Raw genomic sequence first — 21,821 nt, forward strand, 5'->3', positions numbered from 1 at the left:
GAGGCGACGGGTGTCCCCCTCTTCATGAGCGCAGAAGGACCTCCCCGCGATGTACAAACTCTTCTTCCGCCTGGTCTTCAAGCGGATGGACCCCGAGCAGGCCCACCACCTGGCCTTCCGCTGGATCCGCCTCGCCGCCCGCGTCCCCGTCCTGCGGACCTTCCTCGCGGCCTGGCTCGCACCGCGCCACGCGGCGCTGCGCACCGAGGCGCTGGGCCTGCGGATGCACGGCCCCTTCGGGCTCGCGGCCGGCTTCGACAAGAACGCCGTCGCCATCGACGGCATGTCCATGCTCGGCTTCGACCACGTCGAGATCGGCACGGTCACCGCGCGGGCGCAGCCGGGCAACCCCAGGAAGCGGCTCTTCCGTCTGGTCCCGGACCGCGCGCTGATCAACCGCATGGGCTTCAACAACGAGGGCTCGGCGGCCGTCGCGGCCCGCCTGGCGGCCCGTACGCCGGTCTTCCGGACCGTCGTCGGCGTCAACATCGGCAAGACCAAGGCCGTCCCCGAGGAGGAGGCCGTCGCGGACTACGTGGCCTCCACCGAGCGCCTGGCCCGCCACGCCGACTACCTCGTCGTCAACGTCTCCTCGCCCAACACCCCCGGCCTGCGCAACCTCCAGGCCACCGAATCCTTGCGGCCGCTGCTGTCGGCCGTGCGCGAGGCCGCCGACCGGTCCGTCACCGGCCGCCGGGTCCCGCTCCTCGTCAAGATCGCCCCCGACCTCGCCGACGAGGACGTGGACGCGGTCGCCGACCTGGCGCTGGAGCTCGGCCTGGACGGCATCATCGCCACGAACACCACCATCGCGCGCGAGGGACTCGGACTGCGGTCGGCGCCCTCCCTGGTCGCCGAGACCGGCGGCCTGTCCGGCGCCCCCGTCAAGGAGCGCTCCCTGGAGGTCCTGCGCCGCCTGTACGCCCGTGTGGGGGACCGCCTGGTCCTGGTGGGCGTCGGGGGCATCGAGGACGCCGAGGACGCCTGGCAGCGCATCCTGGCGGGCGCCACCCTGATCCAGGGCTACAGCGCCTTCATCTACGAGGGCCCGTTCTACGCCCGCGCCGTCCACAAGGGCCTGGCCGCGCGCCTGGCCAACAGCCCGTACGCGACGCTCGCCGACGCGGTGGGCGCCGAGACCCGAAAGGCCGCGCTGTGAGCCCCGTGACCCCCGTGAGCCCTTCCGCGACCCCCTTCGGCGCCCGCCTGCGGGCGGCCATGGACGCCCGCGGCCCGCTGTGCGTCGGCATCGACCCGCACGCGGCCCTGCTGGACTCCTGGGGCCTGGCCGACGACATCGCGGGGCTGGAGGCCTTCTCCCGCACCGTCGTCGAGGCGCTGGCCGACTCCGTGGCGGTCTTCAAGCCGCAGGCGGCCTTCTTCGAGCGGTTCGGCTCGCGCGGGGTCGCGGTGCTGGAGCGGACCGTGGCGGACGCGCGGGCGGCGGGCACGCTGGTGGTGATGGACGCCAAGCGGGGCGACATCGGCTCCACCATGGCCGCGTACGCCTCGGCCTTCCTGGACCCGGCCTCGCCGCTGTTCTCGGACGCGCTGACGGTCTCCCCGTATCTCGGCTACGGCTCGCTGGCGCCGGCGGTCGAACTGGCCCGGGCCTCGGGCGCCGGCCTGTTCGTCCTGGCGCTGACCTCCAACCCCGAGGGCGCCGAGGTCCAGCGGGCGGTCCGCGGGGACGGCCGCACCGTCGGCGCGACGATGCTCGCCCACCTGGCCGCCGAGAACGCGGGCGCCGACCCGATGGGCTCCTTCGGCGCGGTCGTCGGCGCCACCCTCGGCGACCTGTCCTCCTTCGACCTGGACATCAACGGGCCGCTGCTGGCCCCCGGCATCGGCGCGCAGGGCGCGACCGCCGCCGACCTCCCGCGGGTCTTCGGCGCGGCCGTGCGCAACGTCGTCCCGAACGTCTCGCGCGGCGTCCTGCGCCACGGTCCGGACACCGCGGCGCTGCGCGCCTCGGCGGAGCGGTTCGCGGACGAGGTCCGCACGGCCGTCGCGGCGTAGGGCGTGCGGGCCGGACCCGGGGGCGGCGCGGCCGCACCCGGGTCCGGATCCGCCCTCGCCGGCACCGCGCGGAGGTCCCGCGGGGGCCTCGGCGGAGCCCGTCGGACGCGCGCCTCGCACGACCTGACGAAATTCGAACGCTCTTCATCGGACAAAACCGGGGTAGTTTGTCCGTAATACACGGTTCGGTGGAGGCTGACCAGGACTTTTCGTCCGTTCTCGCTGACTGGAGCGGTCCTGGCCGCTAGTCTCCGACCAGAGTGAACGCGCAGCGAAGCAGTTCCACCGCTGTTCGGGAGCTCGCCTGGTGTGGTGCCTTCGGGCAGCCCACCGGTCCGTATCCGACAGTTCGACATCCGAGGTGACGTAGGCGTGGCTCTTCCGCCCCTTACCCCTGAACAGCGCGCAGCCGCGCTCGAAAAGGCCGCCGCGGCTCGCCGGGAGCGGGCCGAGGTGAAGAATCGACTCAAGCACTCCGGCGCCTCCCTCCAGGAGGTCATCAAGACGGGCCAGGAGAACGACGTCATCGGCAAGATGAAGGTCTCCGCCCTGCTGGAGTCCCTGCCTGGCGTGGGCAAGGTGCGCGCCAAGCAGATCATGGAGCGTCTCGGCATCTCCGAGTCCCGGCGTGTCCGAGGTCTCGGCTCCAACCAGATCGCCTCTCTGGAGCGTGAGTTCGGCACCCCTGCCGGCTGACGTGTTGCCCGAAGTGCGTCCGGCGTTCTCAGGCAGTCCCGAGAAGCTGGATAATCGCTCTATGGCAGCAGAGGTTCGTCCGCGGCTGACCGTGCTCTCCGGCCCCTCAGGGGTCGGCAAGAGCACGGTCGTCGCGCATATGCGCAAAGTCCACCCCGAGGTCTGGCTCTCGGTGTCGGCCACCACCCGCAAGCCGCGGCCCGGTGAGCGACACGGGGTCCACTACTTCTTCGTCAACGACGACGAGTTCGACAAGCTGATCGCCAACGGCGAGCTGCTGGAGTGGGCCGAGTTCGCGGGCAACCGCTACGGCACACCGCGCGGCGCGGTGCTGGAGCGCCTGGAGAACGGCGAGCCGGTCCTGCTGGAGATCGACCTCCAGGGCGCCCGGCTGGTCCGCGAGTCCATGCCCGAGGCGCTGCTGGTCTTCCTCGCCCCGCCGAGCTGGGACGAGCTGGTCCGCCGGCTCACCGGCCGGGGCACCGAATCGGCCGAGGTCATCGAGCGCCGCCTCGCGGCCGCCACGATCGAACTGGCTGCCGAATCCGAGTTCGACACCACCCTGGTCAACACCTCCGTCGAGGACGTGGCCCGCGAGCTGCTAGCCTTGATGGAAGTTGTCTGATAGTTGATCGATGTTCTCGAATCGATCGATGAATGTTTGATCTTTCACCCATCTTCGGAAGGTAGAGCGTGTCCTCTTCCATGACGGCGCCCGAGGGCATCATCAACCCGCCGATCGACGAGCTGCTCGAGGCCACGGACTCGAAGTACAGCCTCGTCATCTACGCGGCCAAGCGGGCGCGCCAGATCAACGCGTACTACTCGCAGCTCGGTGAGGGCCTGCTGGAGTACGTCGGCCCGCTGGTGGACACCCACGTCCACGAGAAGCCGCTTTCGATCGCGCTGCGCGAGATCAACGCGGGTCTGCTGACCTCCGAGGCCATCGAGGCCCCGGCCCAGTAGGCACCGAGAGTTCCTTTCACCACAGGCCCGGCAGCACCTCTGCCGGGCCTGTGGTGTGTCATGGGCGGGTACGGTGATCAGCGCCGAAGGCGCCGGACGAGGCGAAGGGGAGTGCACGGTGGGCAAGCCGAAGGTCGTACTGGGGGTCAGCGGCGGCATCGCCGCCTACAAGGCGTGCGAGCTGCTGCGCAGGCTGACCGAATCAGGACACGAGGTGCGGGTGGTGCCGACGGCGGCCTCCCTGCACTTCGTCGGCGAGGCCACCTGGTCCGCCCTGTCCGGGAACCCGGCCTCCACCGAGGTCTGGGAGAGCGTCCACGAGGTCCCGCACGTGCGGATCGGACAGTCCGCCGACCTCGTCGTCGTCGCCCCGGCCACCGCCGACCTGCTCGCCAAGGCCGCCCACGGCCTGGCCGACGACCTGCTCACCAACACCCTGCTCACCGCCCGCTGCCCGGTGGTCTTCGCGCCCGCGATGCACACCGAGATGTGGGAGCACCCCGCCACGCAGGAGAACGTCGCCACCCTGCGCCGGCGCGGCGCCGTCGTCATCGAGCCCGCCGTCGGCCGGCTCACCGGAAAGGACACCGGCAAGGGGCGGCTGCCCGACCCCGAGGAGATCTTCGAGGTCTGCCGCCGGGTGCTGGCCCGCGGGGCCGCGCCCGAGGCGGACCTCGCCGGGCGGCACGTGGTGGTCAGCGCCGGGGGCACCCGGGAGCCCCTGGACCCGGTGCGGTTCCTGGGCAACCGCTCCTCCGGCAAGCAGGGCTACGCCCTGGCCCGTACGGCCGTCGCGCGCGGGGCCCGGGTCACCCTGGTGGCGGCCAACACCGCGCTGGCCGACCCCGCCGGAGCGGACGTCGTCCGGGTGGGGACGGCCCTGCAGCTGCGGGAGGCCGTGCTCAAGGCCGCCGCCGACGCGGACGCCGTGGTGATGGCCGCGGCCGTGGCCGACTTCCGCCCCGCCGCGTACGCGGACGGGAAGATCAAGAAGAAGGACGGGGAGGAGCCCGCGCCGGTGGCGCTCGTCCGCAACCCCGACATCCTCGCGGAGGTGTCCGCCGAACGGTCCAGGGAGGGCCAGGTCGTCGTCGGCTTCGCCGCCGAGACCGACGACGTGCTCGCCAACGGCCGGGCCAAGCTGCACCGCAAGGGCTGCGACCTGCTGGTGGTCAACGAGGTCGGCGAGGCCAAGACCTTCGGTTCCGAGGAGAACGAGGCGGTGGTCCTGGCCTCCGATGGCTCCGAGGTGCAGGTGCCCCACGGGCCCAAGGAAGCGCTGGCCGAGGTGATCTGGGACCAGGTGGTCCCGCGGCTGGCTCCCCGACGCGCCTGACCCGATCCCTTCTCCTCGCCCCGTCCGTGCGACAGAATGGAGTGCCGCAGGTCACACGACTCCCATAGGGCGAGACGGGTGGTCCCGCGTACGGTGGCGACCGATAAACTGCATTCGGAACGTGATCGGGCGCAGCCCCCGATGTGGTTCCGCCCAATGATCAGCCAGCAGCCGCTGCAACCCCAGGGAGCGATGTGTCCCGCCGCCTGTTCACCTCGGAGTCCGTCACCGAGGGCCACCCCGACAAGATCGCTGACCAGATCAGCGACACGATCCTCGACGCGCTCCTCACCGAGGACCCGACCTCGCGTGTGGCCGTGGAGACCCTCATCACCACCGGTCTCGTGCACATCGCGGGAGAGGTGACGACGAAGGCCTACGCCCCGATCGCGCAGCTCGTCCGCGAGAAGATCCTCGACATCGGCTACGACTCCTCGAAGAAGGGCTTCGACGGCGCCTCCTGCGGCGTGTCGGTGTCCATCGGCGCACAGTCCCCGGACATCGCGCAGGGCGTCGACACCGCCTACGAGACGCGGGTCGAGGGTGACGAGGACGAGCTCGACAAGCAGGGCGCCGGCGACCAGGGCCTGATGTTCGGCTACGCCTGCGACGAGACCCCCGAGCTGATGCCGCTCCCGATCCACCTGGCGCACCGGCTCTCCCGCCGCCTGTCCGAGGTCCGCAAGAACGGGACCATCCCGTACCTGCGTCCCGACGGCAAGACCCAGGTCACCATCGAGTACGACGGCGACAAGGCCGTGCGCCTGGACACCGTCGTCGTGTCCTCGCAGCACGCCGCCGACATCGACCTGGACTCGCTGCTCGCGCCCGACATCCGCGAGTTCGTCGTCGAGCACGTGCTGAACCAGCTCGTCGAGGACGGCATCAAGCTCGACACCGAGGGCTACCGGCTGCTGGTCAACCCGACCGGGCGTTTCGAGATCGGCGGCCCGATGGGCGACGCCGGCCTCACCGGCCGCAAGATCATCATCGACACGTACGGCGGCATGGCCCGCCACGGCGGCGGCGCGTTCTCGGGCAAGGACCCGTCCAAGGTGGACCGCTCCGCCGCGTACGCGATGCGCTGGGTCGCCAAGAACGTCGTGGCCGCCGGGCTGGCCTCGCGCTGTGAGGTCCAGGTCGCCTACGCGATCGGCAAGGCCGAGCCGGTGGGCCTGTTCGTCGAGACCTTCGGCACCGCCAAGGTGGAGGTCCAGAAGATCGAGGACGCGATCGGCGAGGTCTTCGACCTCCGCCCGGCCGCGATCATCCGCGATCTGGACCTGCTGCGCCCGATCTACGCCCAGACCGCCGCCTACGGCCACTTCGGCCGTGAGCTGCCGGACTTCACCTGGGAGCGCACCGACCGCGTGGACGCCCTGCGCGCGGCCGCCGGTCTCTAGGACCGCCCGACGGACGGCCCCGGACCTCCTGGTCCGGGGCCGTCCGCATGCCGTGGCTGTCCGAGCGGTTTGGTAAGAATGCTGGTGTGAGCAGCGCGAACGATTCCCCGCCGGAGCAGCTGGCGCTGATCCGGGAGATGGTCGCCGAGGCGAAGGCCAAGGCGCCCAAGGCGAAGCCACGCACCTGGCGCGGGGCCGCCCTCGCCGAGGAGCTGCCCGTCGCGCGCGTCCTGGTGAACAAGGGGGTCCTCCACCTCGACCAGCTCTGGGACTACGCCGTCCCCGCCGAGCTCGCCGAGGCCGCGCAGCCCGGCGTCCGCGTGCGGGTCCGTTTCGGCGCCGGCTCCCACCAGGTGCACGGCGGCCGCCGCGAGGGCGGCGGGCTGATCGACGGCTTCGTCGTCGAGCGCCGCGCCGCGTCCGACTACCCCGGCGCGCTGGCCGCCCTGGCCCACGTGGTCTCGCCCGAGGTCGTGCTCGGTCCCGGCATGCTGGCCCTGGCCCGCGCCGTCGCCGACCGGTACGCGGGGAGCCTCGCCGACGTGCTCCAGCTCGCCCTGCCCCCGCGCAACGCCCGCGCCGAGGCCAAGCCCTCGCCCGAGCCCCTGCCCCCGCCCGCCGCGCCCGCCCCCGGCGGCTGGGAGCGGTACGGCGCGGGGCCCGCCTTCCTGCGCGCCCTGGCCACCGGCGGGACCCCGCGCGCGGTGTGGACCGCGCTGCCCGGCCCCGGCTGGGCCGACGAACTGGCCCGCGCCATGGCCGCCGCCCTCGCCTCCGGCCGCGGGGCCCTCGCCGTCGTGCCCGACGGGCGGACCGCCGCCCGGGTCGACGCGTCGCTGACCGCCCTGCTCGGGGAGGGCCGGCACGCGCTGCTCACCGCCGAGTCGGGACCCGAGAAGCGCTACCGGCAGTGGCTCGCCGTCAGCCGGGGCTCGGTACGGGCGGTCGTCGGCACCCGGGCGGCGATGTTCGCACCCGTACGGGACCTCGGACTCGTGGCCGTCTGGGACGACGGCGACTCCAGCCACGCCGACGACCGGGCGCCCTTCCCGCACGTACGGGAGGTGCTGGAGCTGCGCTCGGTCAGCGACGGCTGCGCCTTCCTCGCCGGGAGCACCAGCTGCACCGTCGAAGCGGCCCAGCTCGTCGAGTCGGGCTGGGCCAGGCCTCTGGTCGCGAGCCGGGAGACGGTGCGCGAGTGCGCCCCGCGCATCCGCACGGTGGGCGACGAGCTGCTGGCCCGCGACGGGGCGGCGCGGGCCGCGCGGCTGCCGAGCCTGGCGTGGGAGACCGTGCGGGAGGGGCTGAGGACCGGTCCCGTACTGGTCCAGGTGCCGCGGCGGGGCTACGTGCCCCGGCTGGCCTGCGAGCGGTGCCGCACCCCGGCCCGGTGCACGGTCTGCGCCGGGCCGCTGGAGGCCGCCGACGAGCGGGAACTGCACTGCGGGTGGTGCGGGCGCGGCGAGCCGTCGTGGCACTGCGAGGAGTGCGGCTCGTTCCGGCTGCGGGCCCAGGTCGTGGGCGCCCGGCGCACGGCCGAGGAGCTGGGGCGGGCCTTCCCCGCCGTGCCGGTGCGGACCTCGGGCCGCGACCACGTCCTGGACGAGGTGCCGGACGGCCCGGCGCTGGTGGTGTGCACCCCGGGAGCGGAGCCGGTCGCTGCGGGCGCCGGGTACGCCGCCGCGCTGCTCCTGGACGGCTGGGCGATGCTGGGCCGGCCCGACCTGCGGGCCGGGGAGGAGGCGTTGCGGCGGTGGATCGCGGCCGCCTCGCTGGTCCGGGGGGAGGGGCAGGTCGTGGTGGTCGCGGAGCCGACGCTGCGGCCGGTCCAGGCGCTGGTGCGGTGGGACCCGGTGGGGCACGCGGTCCGGGAGCTCGCGGAGCGGGCCCAGCTCGGCTTCCCACCGGTGTCCCGGATGGCGGCCGTGGCCGGGCGGGGCGAGGCCGTGCAGGCCTTCCTCGCCGGAGCGGGACTGCCGGCCGACGCGGAGGTGCTCGGGCCGGTGCCGCTGCCCGGGCGGCGGGGCGAGCCCTCGGCGGGGGAGCGGGCGCTGGTGCGGGTGCCGCCCGGCAGCGGCGCGGCCCTGGCCGCGGCCCTCAAGGCGGCGCAGGCCGCACGGATGGCGAAGGGGGGCCCGGCGGCCGACGCGGTCCGGGTCCGCATCGACCCACCGGACATCGGCTGACCGGACGCCCGCGACCCGCGCCCGCGCGGGGCCGCCGGTCCGGTACGGCCCCGTCGGCGGGCCCTGACGGCCGGCCCGGTCGGGCCGGGGACTGGCCGACGGCCACGCCCGGTCCTGGTCCGGGGCATCGAGCCGGGCATGCGGCGGGTCCGGGGGGTGCGGCTCGCGCCCGGGCGAGGGCCGGGTGCCGCGGAGCCGGGGGGTGCGGGCGGGCGGAGCAGGCGGTCCGTCAGCCGGTGCGGGGGCCCGGGAAGGCAGGGGGTCGGGGGGCGCCGGTCACGGCCTGGGGCTCCTCGCGGACCGGCTGCGGCGGGACCGAGCGGGCCGCGGGGACCGTGGGCAGCGGGCCCAGGGTCCGGGTGGTGGCGGCCGCCTCGGCCGGCGGTTCCGCCGCGGCTTCGGCCGTCTGCGCCCGCCGGGCCCCGTAACGCCGGTGCACGGCCTGCTTGGTCACGCCGAGCGCCGAGCCGACCGCGTCCCAGGAGAAGCCCAGCGAGCGGTCGAAGTCCACGGCGGCGGTGACCAGCGTCTCGACGCTGTCGCGCAGCTCCTGCGCGAGACGGACGGTGGGCGCGGGCGCCCGGCCGTAGACGACGAAGCCCGTGGCGGGACCGGAGCGGCGCGGGCGGTACACGTTGCCGAGCTGGGCGGTGAGCGTACGCAGGGCATCCACCTGCCGGCGAACCCGCTCGATGTCCCGTACCAGGAGGTGCAGGCTGGCCCGGGCTTGGGCGTCGTGGGTGGCGTGGTCGGCCATGAAGAAGCCTCTCGAACCGGTGCTGAAGGGCGGATCGGGCCGCAGACACCGTTCAACGACGCGGCCCGTTTTGGTCAATCTCTCTTGACCAACGCTCCACCCGGCGCCCAGGTCACGCTGTGGGGGCGTGTCGGCATATGCGAGAGGCGCGCGGCCGTGCGTACGCCCCCTCGCCGCCCCCGGGGGCCCGGACGGCGGCACGGCGGCCGCCCGGGCCGACCGCACGACGCGCCCCGGGCGCACGCCCCATAGACTGACGTGCTGCTGACAGCCGAGATAGCGAGGTAGGACCCCAGTGAAGCTCGTCTTCGCAGGCACCCCCGAGGTCGCCGTGCCCGCCCTGGACGCCCTGATCGCCTCCGGGCGCCACGAGGTCGCCGCCGTCGTCACCCGGCCCGACGCTCCGGCCGGCCGCGGCCGCCGCCTCGTCGCCAGCCCGGTCGCCGAGCGCGCCGAGGAGGCCGGGATCGAGGTCCTCAAGCCCGTCCGGCCCCGCGACCCCGACTTCCAGGCCCGGCTGCGCGAGATCGCCCCCGACTGCTGCCCGGTCGTCGCGTACGGGGCGCTGATCCCCAAGAGCGCCCTCGGCATCCCCCGGCACGGCTGGGTCAACCTCCACTTCTCGCTGCTGCCGGCGTGGCGCGGCGCCGCCCCCGTCCAGCACTCGATCATGGGCGGCGACCAGGTCACCGGCGCCTCCACCTTCCAGATCGAGGAGGGACTGGACTCCGGACCGGTCTACGGCGTCCTGACCGAGGAGATCCGGCCCACCGACACCAGCGGCGACCTGCTGACCCGGCTGGCCTTCGCCGGGTCCGGGCTGCTCGCCGCCACCATGGACGGCATCGAGGACGGCACCCTGCGCGCCGTCCCGCAGCCCCTCGACGGGATCTCCCTCGCACCCAAGATCACCGTGGAGGACGCGCGCGTCGACTGGACGGCCCCGGCCCTGCGCGCCGACCGCGTCGTGCGCGGCTGCACGCCCGCCCCGGGTGCCTGGACCGTCTTCCGCGGGGAGCGGCTCAAGCTGATCTCCGTCGGCCTGGTCGCGGACCGCACCGACCTGGAGCCGGGCGTCCTGGCCCCCGCCAAGAACAACGTCCACGTGGGCACCGGCTCGCACGCCGTGGAGCTGCTGTGGGTGCAGCCGCAGGGCAAGAAGCCGATGCGCGGCGCCGACTGGGCCCGCGGGGTGCGGATCGCTCCCGGGGAGCGGCTCGGCGGCGCCGACGTAGGCTGAGGGTCCCTTCCCGTCGTCCTCGCAGCACGCGCAGCACTCGTACCTCCGGAGCACCTTTCACGTGAGCGAACAGCCCCGCCGTCACCCCGCCGCAGCCACGGGCGCGGGCGGCAAGCCGGCCAAGCAGGCCCGGCCGCACCGCAGGCCCAAGAAGGACCCCGTCCGCAAGCTGGCCTTCGACGTGCTGCGGGCGGTGGACGAGCGCGACGCGTACGCCAACCTCGTGCTGCCGCCGCTGCTGCGCAAGGCCCGCCAGGACGAGGCCTTCCAGGCCCGGGACGCGGCGCTGGCCACCGAGCTGGTCTACGGGACGCTGCGCCGCCAGGGCACCTACGACGCCGTCATCAAGGCGTGCATCGACCGGCCGCTGCGCGAGGTGGACCCGCCGGTCCTCGACGTGCTGTCGCTCGGCGCGCACCAGCTGCTGGGCACCCGCATCCCGCCGCACGCGGCGGTCTCGGCCACCGTGGAGCTGGCCCGGGTGGTGCTCGGCGACGGGCGCGCCAAGTTCGTGAACGCCGTGCTCCGCAAGATCACCGCGCACGACCTGGAAGGCTGGCTGGAGCGGGTCGCCCCGCCGTACGAGGACGACGCCGAGGAGCACCTCGCCGTCTACCACTCGCACCCGCGCTGGGTCGTCAGCGCCCTGTGGGACTCCCTGGGCGGCGGCCGGGCCGGCATCGAGGACCTCCTCGAAGCCGACAACGAGCGGCCCGAGGTGACGCTGGTCGCCCGGCCGGGACGGTCCACGGCGCAGGAGCTGCTGGAGGCCGTGGGCGAGGACTCGGCGCTGCCCGGGCGCTGGTCGCCGTACGCGGTGCGGATGGCCGAGGGCGGCGAGCCCGGCGCCCTGGAGGCGGTCCGCGAGGGCCGCGCCGGCGTCCAGGACGAGGGCAGCCAGCTGGTGGCGATGGCCCTGGCCGCGGTACCGGTCGAGGGGCGCGACGCGCACTGGCTGGACGGCTGCGCGGGCCCGGGCGGCAAGGCGGCGCTGCTCGCGGCGCTGGCCGCGCAGCGCGGGGCCTTCCTGCTGGCCTCCGAGAAGCAGCCGCACCGGGCGCGGCTGGTGGCGAAGGCGCTGGCCGGCAACCCGGGCCCGTACCAGGTCATCGCGGCGGACGGCACCCGGCCGCCGTGGCGGCCGGGCTCCTTCGACCGGGTCCTGATGGACGTCCCGTGCACGGGCCTGGGCGCGCTGCGGCGGCGCCCCGAGGCGCGCTGGCGGCGGCGGCCGGAGGACCTGGAGGGCTTCGGGCCGCTCCAGCGGGCCCTGCTGCGCGAGGCGCTGTCGGCGGTGCGGGTCGGCGGGATCGTGGGCTACGCGACCTGCTCGCCGCACCTCGCGGAGACCCGGGTCGTCGTGGACGACGTCCTGAAGGGCCGCGGCGCGGGCGCCGCCCCGGTCTCGGCCGAACTGGTCGACGCCCGGCCGTACATGGCCGGCGTACCGGCGCTGGGCGACGGCCCGGACGTCCAGCTCTGGCCGCACCTGCACGGCACGGACGCGATGTACCTGGCCCTGCTGCGGCGCACGGCGTAGCCCTGCGCCGCCGGCCGTTCCCGACCGGGAACGGCCGGCGGCGCAGGGCCGAGGGGCGGCCGCCGGGGGCGGGGCCGGGGGGCCTTCGGACTTCCGGGGCCGTGGCCGGAACGGGCCGGGGGCATGGCACGCTTGGGGCATGGCCGCTCAGATCAATCCCAGCATCCTGTCCGCCGACTTCGCCCGCCTCGCCGACGAGGCCCGGGCCGTCGAGGGCGCCGACTGGCTGCACGTCGACGTCATGGACAACCACTTCGTCCCGAACCTGACCCTCGGCGTGCCCGTCGTCGAGTCGCTCAGCCGGGCCACGGAGATCCCGCTGGACCTGCACCTGATGATCGAGGACCCGGACCGCTGGGCGCCGCAGTACATCGAGGCGGGGGCCGGATCGGTCACCTTCCACGCCGAGGCCGCCGCCGCGCCGGTGCGCCTCGCGCGGGAGATCCGGGCCAAGGGGGCGCGGGCGTCGATGGCGCTCAAGCCCGCGACGCCGATCGAGCAGTACGAGGACCTGCTCCCCGAGCTCGACATGGTGCTGATCATGACGGTCGAGCCCGGCTTCGGCGGGCAGTCCTTCCTGGACATCATGCTCCCCAAGATCCGCCGCACCCGTGAGCTGATCGCCAAGCACGGCCTGGAGATGTGGCTCCAGGTAGACGGCGGGGTCTCGGCCTCCACCATCGAGCGGTGCGCGGAGGCCGGAGCGGACGTCTTCGTGGCGGGCAGCGCGGTCTACGGGGCGGCCGACCCGGCCGCCGCCGTGCGCACGCTGCGTGAGCAGGCGGACGCGGTCATCGCCGCGACCCCGTGGGCGTGCGGCCACTGAGCCAAGCCTGGGTGAACAGCTCGGTGAACGGATGCCGTCCAGGCTGATCAACCGCCGTCGGATCTGACAGGATGAACGGCGAGTCGAGAGTGTGAACACGAGAGTGTGAACAGCAGTGAGGAGAACGCGGTGTCTGCAATGTCGGCGGGACGGTCAGCCCTGCGGATGGGACCCGCGGAGCTGGTGCAGGCGGCGGCCATGGCGCGTCGCTTCTACCTGGAGGGCAAGTCCAAGATCCAGATCGCCGAGGAGTTCGGCGTGAGCCGCTTCAAGGTGGCCCGGGTCCTGGAGACCGCCCTGGAGCGCGACCTCGTGCGCATCGAGATCCGGGTGCCGGCCGAGCTGGACGCGGAGCGCTCCGACGCGCTGCGCGCCCGCTACGGGCTGCGCCACGCGGTCGTCGTGGAGTCCCCGGCCGATGCCACCGAGGACGCCCCCGACCCCGAGAACCTGGGGGCCGTCGCCGCCGACCTGCTCGGCGAGCTGGTCAACGAGGGCGACGTCCTGGGCCTGGCCTGGGGGCGCTCGACCATCCACATGGCGGCCTCCCTGCACCGGCTGCCGCCCTGCACCGTGGTGCAGCTGACCGGTGTCTACGACGCGGGGACCGCCGAGCGCGGCTCGGTCGAGGCCGTGCGCCGCGCCGCCCAGGTCTCGGGCGGCGACGCCCACCCGATCTACGCGCCGATGCTGCTGCCGGATCCGGCGACCGCCGCGGCGCTGCGCGGCCAGACCGGCATCGCGCGCGCCTTCGAGTACTTCGACAAGGTGACGGTCGCGGCCGTCTCCATCGGATCGTGGGAGCCGGGCATCTCAACGGTCCACGACATGCTGACCGACGAGGAGCGGGCCCACTACGCCTCGCTGGGCGTGGCCGCGGAGATGTCCGCGCACCTCTTCGACGCCGAGGGCCGGCGGGTGGGACGCGACCTCGGCGAGCGGTGCATCACCGTCGAGGCGGACCGGCTGCGCCGGATCCCCGAGGTGGTGGCGATCGCCGGCGGGCTGCGCAAGGCCTCCGCGATCGGCGCCGTCCTGCGGTCCGGTCTGGTGACGAGCCTGGTCACGGACACCGCGGTGGCGGACTACCTGCTGACGGAATCGGAGCCGGGTCTGCGGCCCGCGCTGGACCGGGCCGACCCGGACGACTGAGCGGCACCCGGCGGACCTTGACGGGCCGGCCGGGCCCGTGGCCTGCACCGAGACCTCTCCGGGCGCGGATGGTGCCGGAATTGAGATCCGACCGGCGGCCCCCTCGGCGGCCTGCTGGGCGCATACTGGTTCCAATGACAAAGTCAGCAGTACCTCGCCGCCATTTGCCGTCCAGCCCGTTCAAGGCCCCCGTGGAAGCGCCCTTGAGGCACTTCAACGTCGGCGACCGGGTCACTCACGACGAGCACGGCCTCGGCCGTGTCGTCGGAATCGAGGAGGGGATCGCCGTGCTCGTCGACTTCGGCTCCGTCCAGAAACGAATCCTGAGTCCCTACACCAAGATGGCCGCGCTCTGAGGCCACGGGGCGATTCGCGAGCGAATCGGATATTTGGCACGATCGGTGCATGATCTTTCGGAACGTGCCCCGATCGTTGCCGCGTGTGCTGGGGGCCCTGTTCCTCTGTGCCGCGCTGGTCGGTGCGGCGGGCTGCGGCGGGACGAAACCCGCGCCTGCCGCCGCCAGCGCCAGTAGTCCGCGCGCCACCGCCGACCCCAGCGTCGTCCCCACGGCCGCGCCGAGCGCCGCGCCGGGCTGGGCGAAGGGGCTGGTCGTCGTACGGGCCGAGGCGCTGCCGCAGCAGGCCCGGGAGGTGCTCGCGCTCATCGACAAGGGCGGGCCGTACGCGTACCGGCAGGACGGCACGGTCTTCGGGAACTTCGAGAAGGTCCTGCCGAAGCAGAAGCGCGGCTATTACCACGAGTTCACCGTGCGCACCCCGGGGGAGCGGGACCGCGGGGCCCGGCGGATCGTGACGGGTGAGGGCGGGGAGTTCTACTACACGGACGACCACTACGACACCTTCAAGGCGGTTCTCCGATGACCCTGGACCCGGGGCCGCTGGCCCCCGCGCTCGCCGCCGCCGAGGAGGCGGGCTGGACGACCGCACGGCTGGACCTGGGCGGCGTACGGACCAGGGCCGGGCTGATGCGGCGGGCCGCGGACGCGCTGGACCTGCCGGAGTGGTTCGGCGGGAACTGGGACGCGCTGGCCGACGTGCTGCGGGACCTGTCCTGGCTGCCGCGGGCGCCGGGACGGCTGGTGGCGGTGGTGTCGTGGCAGGAGTACGCCGCCGCGCGGCCGGACGACTGGGAGACGCTGCGGGAGGTCCTGGAAGAGGCCGTCGACTTCTGGCGGGAGGACCCCGCCGGGCCGCCGCTGACCGTGCTGCTGGCCGGGCCGGCCCCCGACGGCGGCCGCGCGGCACCACCGCACTCCGCCCGCGGACGGGACTGAGCGCGCGGACGGAGCCGGCCCGCGGAGGCTGCGGGTGTGCGGTGTCCGCCGGCGCCGCCGCACGCGGTCCCCCGGGGCGAGGGTCCCGTAGGAAACGACCACGCGGCCCGGCGCGTCCTGGACGATCGGCCGGGGCGGTGTGAACCCCGGGACATGGGAGAATGAAGTACGTGCGTTTCCTCGGCTGCCCTGTCGAGGCACCTCCGATCGACTGGGATGTTCTGCACGTGCGTTTCCTCAATGACCTGAAGCCGCCGTACGACCTGACGTACGACGATGTGTTCATGGTGCCGAGCCGCTCCGCGGTCGGTTCCCGGCAGGCCGTCGACCTGTCCTCTCCCGACGGCACCGGCACCACGATTCCGCTGGTCGTGGCCAACATGACCGCCATCGCGGGCCGCCGGATGGCCGAGACGGTCGCCCGGCGCGGCGGAATCGTCGTCATCCCGCAGGACATCCCGATCGAGATCGTCACCGACGTCATCTCCTGGGTGAAGACCCGCCACCACGTGCTCGACACCCCGATCACGCTGGCGCCCACCCAGACCGTCGCCGACGCGCTGTCCCTGCTCCCCAAGCGCGCCCACGGCGCCGGCGTCGTCGTCGACGCCGAGAACCGCCCGGTCGGCGTCGTCACCGACCACGACCTGACCGGCGTGGACCGCTTCACCCAGCTCTCCGAGGTCATGTCGAAGGAGCTGCTGCTCGTCGACGCCGACATCGATCCCCGCGAGGCCTTCAACAAGCTCGACGCCGGCCACCGCAAGCTGGCCCCGGCCGTCGACCGGGACGGCCGCCTCGTCGGCATCCTCACCCGCAAGGCCGCCCTGCGCGCCACCCTCTACACCCCGGCCACCGACGCCGACGGCAAGCTGCGCATCGCGGCCGCAGTCGGCATCAACGGCGACTTCGCGGCCAAGGCCAAGCAGCTGCTCGACGCGGGCGTCGACACGCTCGTCATCGACACGGCGCACGGCCACCAGGAGTCGATGATCAGCGCGATCAAGGCCGTCCGCGCGCTCGACCCGCAGGTCCCGATCGTGGCGGGCAACATCGTCGCCGCCGAGGGCGTCAAGGACCTCATCGAGGCCGGCGCCGACATCATCAAGGTCGGCGTGGGTCCCGGTGCCATGTGCACCACCCGCATGATGACCGGCGTCGGCCGCCCGCAGTTCTCCGCGGTGCTGGAGTGCGCGGCCGAGGCGAAGAAGTACGGCAAGCACGTGTGGGCCGACGGCGGTGTCCGCCACCCGCGCGACGTCGCGATGGCGCTGGCCGCCGGCGCCTCGAACGTCATGATCGGCTCCTGGTTCGCCGGGACCTACGAGTCCCCGGGCGACCTCCAGCAGTCCGCCGACGGACGCTTCTACAAGGAGTCCTTCGGCATGGCCTCCGCCCGCGCGGTGCGCAACCGCACCTCCGAGGAGTCCGCCTACGACCGCGCCCGCAAGGCGCTCTTCGAGGAGGGCATCTCCACCTCGCGGATGTTCCTCGACCCGGCCCGCCCGGGCGTCGAGGACCTGATCGACTCGATCATCGCGGGCGTCCGCTCCTCCTGCACCTACGCCGGTGCGGGCTCCCTCGCGGAGTTCGAGGAGAACGCGGTCGTCGGCATCCAGTCCGCCGCCGGCTACGCCGAGGGCAAGCCGCTGCACGCCAGCTGGAGCTAGGCGGGCGCGGGCGCGGCTCCGCCGCCGTCCGTCCGCGGCCCCGCCGTCCCCCGTGGACGGCCGGGGCCGCGGACGTCTCCGGACGCGCGCGGTCCGGCCGGTCAGGCCCGGGGCGGGGGGTCGGCGGGCGGCGGGCCGTGCACGCCCGCGCGGTACTTGGGTATCCGCACCGTCACCTTCGTGCCCGCGCCGATCCCCGTCTCGACCACCAGGCCGTACGCGTCCCCGTACACCTGCCGGAGCCGCTCGTCCACGTTCGGCAGCCCGATCCCGCCGGACCCGCCCCGCTCACCGGCCAGGATGCGGCGCAGCAGCCCCGGATCCATCCCGACCCCGTTGTCCTCCACCGTGATCACCGCTTCCGCGCCCGCGTCGCGCGCCGCGATCGTGATCCGGCACTCCGCCGTCGAATCCTCCAGCCCGTGCTTCACCGCGTTCTCCACCAGCGGCTGCAGGCACAGGAACGGCAGCGCCACCGGCAGCACCTCGGGGGCCACCCGCAACGTCACCTTCAGCCGGTCCCCGAACCGGGCCCCGGCCAGCGCCAGGTACTGCTCGACCGAGCGCAACTCGTCGGCCAGCGCGGTGAAGTCCCCGTGCCGGCGGAAGGAGTACCGGGTGAAGTCCGCGAACTCCAGCAGCAGCTCCCGGGCCCGCTCCGGATCGGTCCGTACGAACGAGGCGATCGCCGCAAGGGAGTTGAAGATGAAGTGCGGGGAGATCTGCGCCCGCAGCGCCTTGATCTCCGCCTCCATCAAGCGGGTCCGCGAACGGTCCAGCTCCGACAGCTCCAACTGCACCGACACCCACCGCGCGACCTCCGTCGCCGCCCGCACCAGCACCGCCGACTCCCGCGGCCCGTACGCCACCAACGCCCCCAGCAGCCCGTCCTCCCCGGTCAGCGGCGCCACCACCGCCCACTTCAACGGGCAGTCGGGCCGCGGGCAGTCGGTCCGCACGCTCTGACTGCGCCCCGACTCCAGCACCTCGGCCACCCGGGCCATCGCCCGCCGCTGGTGGTGGTCGGCGCCCGGGCCGTCCCACGCCAGCACCGACTCCCGGTCCGTGAGGGCCAGGGCATCGGTGCCCAGCAGCGACCGCAGCCGGCGCGCCGCCTTGCGGGCCGCGTCGCCGGTCAGCCCCGCCCGCAGCGGGGGAGCCGCCAGCGAGGCCGTGTGCAGGGTGTGGAACGTGGCCCGCTCCACCGGGGTCCCCAGGTCCACCGCCGCCCCGCCCCCGCCGCGCCGGGCGTGCCACCGGCCCGCCGCCCACCCCGCACCCAGCAGCAGCACCGCCGCGGCCGCCGCAGGCACCGCCAGGGCCGCCGCGCTCACGGCGCGCCCCCGACCCGTTCCCCGGCCACGTCCTCCGGCAGGTGCAGCCGGGCCAGGGTGGCCGCCGTACCGGCCGGGACCCGCGCGGGGGTGGCCAGCGACACCAGCGCCATGGTCAGGAACCCCAGCGGCACCGACCACACCGCCGGCCACGCCAGCAGCGTGTGCCCCCAGCCCGCCGGGGCCAGCCCCGCCCGCGTCGCCAGCACCGCGCTCAGCGCCGCCCCGCCCCCCGTCACCAGCCCGGCCACCGCACCCGGCGGGGTCAGCCCGCGCCACCAGATCCCCAGGACCAGCAGCGGGCAGAACGACGACGCCGAGACCGCGAACGCCAGCCCCACCGCGTCCGCCACCGGCACGTCCCGCGCCGCCACGCTCCCCGCCAGCGGCACCAGCATCGCCACGAGCACCGCCCAGCGGAAACTGCGCACCCCGCGCGCCGGCAGCACGTCCTGGTGCAGCACCCCCGCCACCGCCATCGTCAGCCCCGAGGCCGTCGACAGGAACGCCGCGAAGGCCCCGCCGGCCAGCAGCGCCCCCAGCAGCTCCCCGAGCAGCCCGCCCACCAGCCGCTCCGGCAGCACCAGCACCGCCGCGTCCGCGTCACCCGTCAGGGCCAGTTCGGGAGCGTAGATGCGGCCCAGCGCCCCGTACACCGGCGGCAGCAGGTAGAAGACGCCGACCAGCCCGAGCACGACCAGCGTGGTGCGGCGCGCGGCCCGCCCGTTGGGGCTGGTGTAGAACCGCACCGCCACGTGCGGCAGGCCCATCGTGCCGAGGAAGGTGGCCAGGACCAGCCCGTACGTCGCGTAGAGCCGGTCGTGCCCCCGCCCCCCGGACAGCGGCTCCGACCAGCTCGACCCGCCGGGCCCGGCCACCACCCGGGTGTCCGGGACGGGGCTGCCGGGGGTGAACTCCAGCCGGGCGCCGGCCCGTACGTCGTGCCGCCCCGCGGCCAGGGCCACCGGGACCCCCGCGTACGCGTGCCCGTCCACCCGGCCCGTCACGGTCACGGTCAGCGGCGCCGCCACCGACAGGCGCACGTCCTCGGCGACCGTGACCGCGGCGTGCTCGCGGAAGACGGCGGGGGCGTCGAACGTGGCGCGCGGAGCGCCGTCCCCGACCCAGGCGGCGACCAGGAAGAACGCCGGGACCAGCAGCGCGGTGAGCTTGAGCCAGTACTGGAAGGCCTGTACGAAGGTGATGCTGCGCATGCCGCCCGCGGCCACCGCGGCGCTCACCACGACGGCCACGACCACCCCGCCCGCCCAGTGCGGGGCCCCCGTGAGGATCTCCAGGGTCAGCCCGGCGCCCTGCAACTGCGGCAGCAGGTACAGCCAGCCGATCCCGACGACGAAGAGCACCGCGATCCGCCGCACCGCCCGCGACTCCAGCCGGGCCTCGGCGAAGTCGGGCAGCGTGTACGCGCCGGAGCGCCGCAGCGGCGCCGCCACCAGCACGAGCAGCACCAGGTAGCCCGCCGTGTACCCGACCGGGTACCAGAGCATCTCGGGCCCCTGCAGCAGGACCAGCCCGGCGATCCCGAGGAAGGAGGCGGCGGAGAGGTACTCCCCGCTGATGGCCGCCGCGTTGAGGCGGGGCCCGACCGTGCGCGAGGCGACGTAGAAGTCGGAGGTGGTCCGGGAGATCCGCAGGCCCAGCGCGCCGACCAGCACCGTGACCAGGACGACGACGGCGACGGCGGTCAGCGCGTACGTCTGGTTCACCGGTCGGTCCTTCGGCTGGAAGAGGTGCACCGGAGTCTATGCACGGCCCCGCGGCCCACAACAGGCCCGATCCGGCCCGTACCGGGCGCCCCGGTCCGCACGCGCCGGCCCGTCGCCGCGGCCCCCGGGCGGCCGGGCGGTCAGCGCGCCGGGCCGTGGTGGTCCGTGCAGTCGCGCAGCGCGATCTCCAGCTCCACGTACGACTCCTCCGCGCGCCGGAAGGCCAGCGTCAGCGCCGCCTGCGCGCGCGGCGGCAGCTGGCCGCGGGCCCCCTCGCCGGCCTCGTACAGCAGGTCGGCCCAGCGGGCGGCCGCGCTGCGCAGCCCGGCCAGCAGCACCTCGGCCTCGGCGGGGCCGGCCGGCCTGCTGCGCAGCCCGGCCAGCAGCACCTCGGCCTCGGCGGGGCCGGCCGGCCGGGTGCGGGGGAGGCCGGTCAGCGCGTCGAGCAGCGGGTGGACCTCGGACATCGCGCTCCTCCCGCGCCGGGCGGCCCACGCTACGCGCGCCGCCCGCCCCCGCCGTCGGCCGCGCGTGCGCGGTGCGGCCGACGGCGCCGACGGGTCGCCGGACGCGGGCCCGCGCGCGACGAACGGCGTCCCCGGCCGCGCCGGGAGTCCGGGGACGGCCGGTACGCGGGTACCTGGGTACGTGGGCAGGGCGGCCGGGGGTCCGTGGCGGGCCCGGTCGGGCGGCGGGTCAGCCCGTCGCCCGGCGCATCAGCAGGTCGCGCAGTTCCCTCGCGTGCCGGCGGCTGACCTGGAGTTCCGCGGACCCGACCCGGACCGTGGTCGAGCCGGCCTCCAGCCGGAGTTCGTCGATCCGGGACAGGGCCACCAGGTGGCGCCGGTGGATGCGGACGAAGCCGCGGGCCGCCCACCGCTCCTCCAGGGTGGACAGCGGGATGCGGACCAGGTGGCTGCCCCCGCCGGTGTGCAGCCGGACGTAGTCGCCCTGGGCCTCCACGTAGGCGATGTCGGCGACGGGCACGAACCGGGTGACCCCGCCCAGCTCCACCGCGATCTGCTCCGGCGCCCGGTCGCCGGCGCCCTCGGCGGCCGGACCGCGCGCCCCCGGCCCACCGGGCGCGCGGGGCGGGGCGGACGGCGGACCTGCCGCGGGCCGCGTGTCCGGACCGGCCGGGGCCAGCAGGGCGCAGGCCCGGCGGACGGCTTCGGCGAGCCGCTCGGGTCGGACCGGCTTCAGCACGTAGTCCACTGCCTTGAGGTCGAAGGCCTGGACGGCGAAGCCCTCGTGGGCGGTGACGAAGACGATCAGCGGCGGACTGGCGAAGCCGGTCAGCAGCCGGGCGATGTCCAGGCCGGTCAGGCCGGCCATGTGGATGTCGAGGAAGACCACGTCGATGCCGTCGGGGCCGTCCGGGCCGTCCGGACCGGCCTCCAGGGCTCGGGTGATCCGGCGCAGGGCCCCGGTGGCGTCGGAGGCGCCCTCGGCGCTGCGCACGCGCGGGTCGGCGCGCAGCAGGAAGAGGAGCTCCTCCAGGAGCGGCATCTCGTCGTCGACGGCCAGTACGCGCAGCATGCGGCCGAGTGTAGGCAGCGGCCCGCCGGGGCGGAACGTCCCGGAACGGGTGCGTCCTCGGGGGCCGGGGAGGGGCGGCTCCGGGGGGACGGGCGGCGGAGCGGTCCGTTCCGCGGTGCGCGTGTGGGTGCGGGT

At 74.7% G+C, this 21,821-nt stretch carries 21 protein-coding genes; 16 read left to right on the forward strand and 5 right to left on the reverse strand.

Annotation, left to right across the window (positions count from 1 at the left end):
- Positions 1-49 precede the first annotated feature (49 nt).
- The 8 genes from CP968_RS27115 to CP968_RS27150 all read left to right on the forward strand — a co-directional run bounded on the left by CP968_RS27115 (position 50) and on the right by CP968_RS27150 (position 8,606).
- On the forward strand, positions 50-1,159 hold the full coding sequence (locus CP968_RS27115; RefSeq protein WP_150520490.1) for a quinone-dependent dihydroorotate dehydrogenase: 1,110 nt from the start codon (positions 50-52) through the stop codon (positions 1,157-1,159).
- Between the two features lie 14 nt (positions 1,160-1,173).
- Positions 1,174-2,019 carry an orotidine-5'-phosphate decarboxylase gene (gene pyrF, locus CP968_RS27120; protein WP_150520491.1) on the forward strand — a complete coding sequence of 282 codons (846 nt, stop codon included), beginning with the start codon at positions 1,174-1,176 and terminating at the stop codon, positions 2,017-2,019.
- Positions 2,020-2,391: 372 nt separating this feature from the next.
- Positions 2,392-2,715 carry an integration host factor gene (locus CP968_RS27125; protein ID WP_008740406.1) on the forward strand — a complete coding sequence of 108 codons (324 nt, stop codon included), beginning with the start codon at positions 2,392-2,394 and terminating at the stop codon, positions 2,713-2,715.
- A 61-nt stretch (positions 2,716-2,776) separates the two neighbouring features.
- Complete coding sequence (gene gmk / locus CP968_RS27130; protein WP_150520492.1) at positions 2,777-3,340, forward strand: guanylate kinase; 564 nt, start codon at positions 2,777-2,779, stop codon at positions 3,338-3,340.
- Between the two features lie 68 nt (positions 3,341-3,408).
- Positions 3,409-3,681 carry a DNA-directed RNA polymerase subunit omega gene (rpoZ, locus tag CP968_RS27135; protein WP_030879741.1) on the forward strand — a complete coding sequence of 91 codons (273 nt, stop codon included), beginning with the start codon at positions 3,409-3,411 and terminating at the stop codon, positions 3,679-3,681.
- A gap of 118 nt (positions 3,682-3,799) precedes the next feature.
- Positions 3,800-5,017 carry a bifunctional phosphopantothenoylcysteine decarboxylase/phosphopantothenate--cysteine ligase CoaBC gene (gene coaBC / locus CP968_RS27140; protein WP_150520493.1) on the forward strand — a complete coding sequence of 406 codons (1,218 nt, stop codon included), beginning with the start codon at positions 3,800-3,802 and terminating at the stop codon, positions 5,015-5,017.
- A 194-nt stretch (positions 5,018-5,211) separates the two neighbouring features.
- The gene (gene metK / locus CP968_RS27145; protein WP_150520494.1) at positions 5,212-6,420 is read left to right on the forward strand and encodes a methionine adenosyltransferase; all 1,209 of its coding nucleotides are present in this window, start codon (positions 5,212-5,214) and stop codon (positions 6,418-6,420) included.
- Between the two features lie 47 nt (positions 6,421-6,467).
- Positions 6,468-8,606, forward strand: a complete 2,139-nt coding sequence (locus CP968_RS27150; RefSeq protein ID WP_373304117.1) for a primosomal protein N' — start codon at positions 6,468-6,470, stop codon at positions 8,604-8,606.
- Positions 8,607-8,835: 229 nt separating this feature from the next.
- Here CP968_RS27150 and CP968_RS27155 read toward each other — a convergent pair whose 3' ends face one another.
- Complete coding sequence (locus CP968_RS27155; RefSeq protein ID WP_150520496.1) at positions 8,836-9,363, reverse strand: hypothetical protein; 528 nt, start codon at positions 9,361-9,363, stop codon at positions 8,836-8,838.
- A gap of 295 nt (positions 9,364-9,658) precedes the next feature.
- Here CP968_RS27155 and fmt point away from each other — a divergent pair, with 295 nt between their 5' ends.
- The 8 genes from fmt (at position 9,659) to CP968_RS27195 (ending at position 17,086) form a co-directional block, all read left to right on the forward strand.
- A complete protein-coding gene (fmt, locus tag CP968_RS27160; protein WP_150520497.1) occupies positions 9,659-10,603 on the forward strand; it encodes a methionyl-tRNA formyltransferase in 945 nt (314 codons plus the stop codon).
- A 61-nt stretch (positions 10,604-10,664) separates the two neighbouring features.
- A complete protein-coding gene (locus CP968_RS27165) occupies positions 10,665-12,143 on the forward strand; it encodes an RsmB/NOP family class I SAM-dependent RNA methyltransferase (protein ID WP_150520498.1) in 1,479 nt (492 codons plus the stop codon).
- A gap of 139 nt (positions 12,144-12,282) precedes the next feature.
- A complete protein-coding gene (gene rpe, locus CP968_RS27170) occupies positions 12,283-12,969 on the forward strand; it encodes a ribulose-phosphate 3-epimerase (protein ID WP_150520499.1) in 687 nt (228 codons plus the stop codon).
- Between the two features lie 138 nt (positions 12,970-13,107).
- Entirely contained in the window at positions 13,108-14,121 is a 1,014-nt protein-coding gene (locus CP968_RS27175; protein WP_150522151.1) for a sugar-binding transcriptional regulator, read from the forward strand.
- Positions 14,122-14,255: 134 nt separating this feature from the next.
- Positions 14,256-14,477 (forward strand): CarD family transcriptional regulator, encoded by a 222-nt coding sequence (locus CP968_RS27180; protein WP_053676605.1) that lies wholly within the window; start codon positions 14,256-14,258, stop codon positions 14,475-14,477.
- A gap of 49 nt (positions 14,478-14,526) precedes the next feature.
- Positions 14,527-15,003 (forward strand): guanyl-specific ribonuclease, encoded by a 477-nt coding sequence (locus CP968_RS27185; protein ID WP_150520500.1) that lies wholly within the window; start codon positions 14,527-14,529, stop codon positions 15,001-15,003.
- Entirely contained in the window at positions 15,000-15,416 is a 417-nt protein-coding gene (locus CP968_RS27190; protein ID WP_150520501.1) for a barstar family protein, read from the forward strand. Before CP968_RS27185 ends, CP968_RS27190 begins: the two co-directional genes overlap by 4 nt.
- A 227-nt stretch (positions 15,417-15,643) precedes the next feature.
- Entirely contained in the window at positions 15,644-17,086 is a 1,443-nt protein-coding gene (locus CP968_RS27195; protein ID WP_189829007.1) for a GuaB1 family IMP dehydrogenase-related protein, read from the forward strand.
- Between the two features lie 101 nt (positions 17,087-17,187).
- On the opposite strand, the gene CP968_RS27200 is transcribed toward CP968_RS27195, so the two are convergent.
- The 4 genes from CP968_RS27200 to CP968_RS27215 form a co-directional block, all read right to left on the reverse strand.
- Positions 17,188-18,420 (reverse strand): sensor histidine kinase, encoded by a 1,233-nt coding sequence (locus CP968_RS27200; protein WP_150520503.1) that lies wholly within the window; start codon positions 18,418-18,420, stop codon positions 17,188-17,190.
- Positions 18,417-20,147 (reverse strand): sodium/solute symporter, encoded by a 1,731-nt coding sequence (locus CP968_RS27205; RefSeq protein WP_150520504.1) that lies wholly within the window; start codon positions 20,145-20,147, stop codon positions 18,417-18,419. The genes CP968_RS27200 and CP968_RS27205 overlap by 4 nt, the downstream gene beginning before the upstream one ends.
- A 140-nt stretch (positions 20,148-20,287) precedes the next feature.
- Positions 20,288-20,614 (reverse strand): hypothetical protein, encoded by a 327-nt coding sequence (locus tag CP968_RS27210; protein WP_150520505.1) that lies wholly within the window; start codon positions 20,612-20,614, stop codon positions 20,288-20,290.
- Positions 20,615-20,843: 229 nt separating this feature from the next.
- Positions 20,844-21,686, reverse strand: coding sequence for a LytR/AlgR family response regulator transcription factor (locus CP968_RS27215; RefSeq protein WP_150520506.1), 843 nt, complete (start codon positions 21,684-21,686; stop codon positions 20,844-20,846).
- Positions 21,687-21,821: the final 135 nt, after the last annotated feature.

Origin of the sequence: Streptomyces subrutilus (genome assembly GCF_008704535.1) — a bacterium.
In the GTDB taxonomy this organism is placed as follows: Bacteria; Actinomycetota; Actinomycetes; order Streptomycetales; family Streptomycetaceae; genus Streptomyces; species Streptomyces subrutilus.

Bases quoted from the DNA above. Each gene is read 5' to 3' on its own strand.
- CP968_RS27190 (WP_150520501.1), top strand. From the start codon at position 15,000: ATGACCCTGGACCCGGGGCCGCTGGCCCCCGCGCTCGCCGCCGCCGAG.
- CP968_RS27155 (WP_150520496.1), bottom strand. From the start codon at position 9,363: ATGGCCGACCACGCCACCCACGACGCCCAAGCCCGGGCCAGCCTGCAC.
- CP968_RS27210 (WP_150520505.1), bottom strand. From the start codon at position 20,614: ATGTCCGAGGTCCACCCGCTGCTCGACGCGCTGACCGGCCTCCCCCGC.
- rpe (WP_150520499.1), top strand. From the start codon at position 12,283: ATGGCCGCTCAGATCAATCCCAGCATCCTGTCCGCCGACTTCGCCCGC.
- gmk (WP_150520492.1), top strand. From the start codon at position 2,777: ATGGCAGCAGAGGTTCGTCCGCGGCTGACCGTGCTCTCCGGCCCCTCA.
- CP968_RS27185 (WP_150520500.1), top strand. From the start codon at position 14,527: ATGATCTTTCGGAACGTGCCCCGATCGTTGCCGCGTGTGCTGGGGGCC.
- CP968_RS27150 (WP_373304117.1), top strand. From the start codon at position 6,468: ATGCCGTGGCTGTCCGAGCGGTTTGGTAAGAATGCTGGTGTGAGCAGC.
- CP968_RS27215 (WP_150520506.1), bottom strand. From the start codon at position 21,686: ATGCTGCGCGTACTGGCCGTCGACGACGAGATGCCGCTCCTGGAGGAG.
- CP968_RS27115 (WP_150520490.1), top strand. From the start codon at position 50: ATGTACAAACTCTTCTTCCGCCTGGTCTTCAAGCGGATGGACCCCGAG.
- CP968_RS27175 (WP_150522151.1), top strand. From the start codon at position 13,108: ATGTCGGCGGGACGGTCAGCCCTGCGGATGGGACCCGCGGAGCTGGTG.
- CP968_RS27180 (WP_053676605.1), top strand. From the start codon at position 14,256: ATGACAAAGTCAGCAGTACCTCGCCGCCATTTGCCGTCCAGCCCGTTC.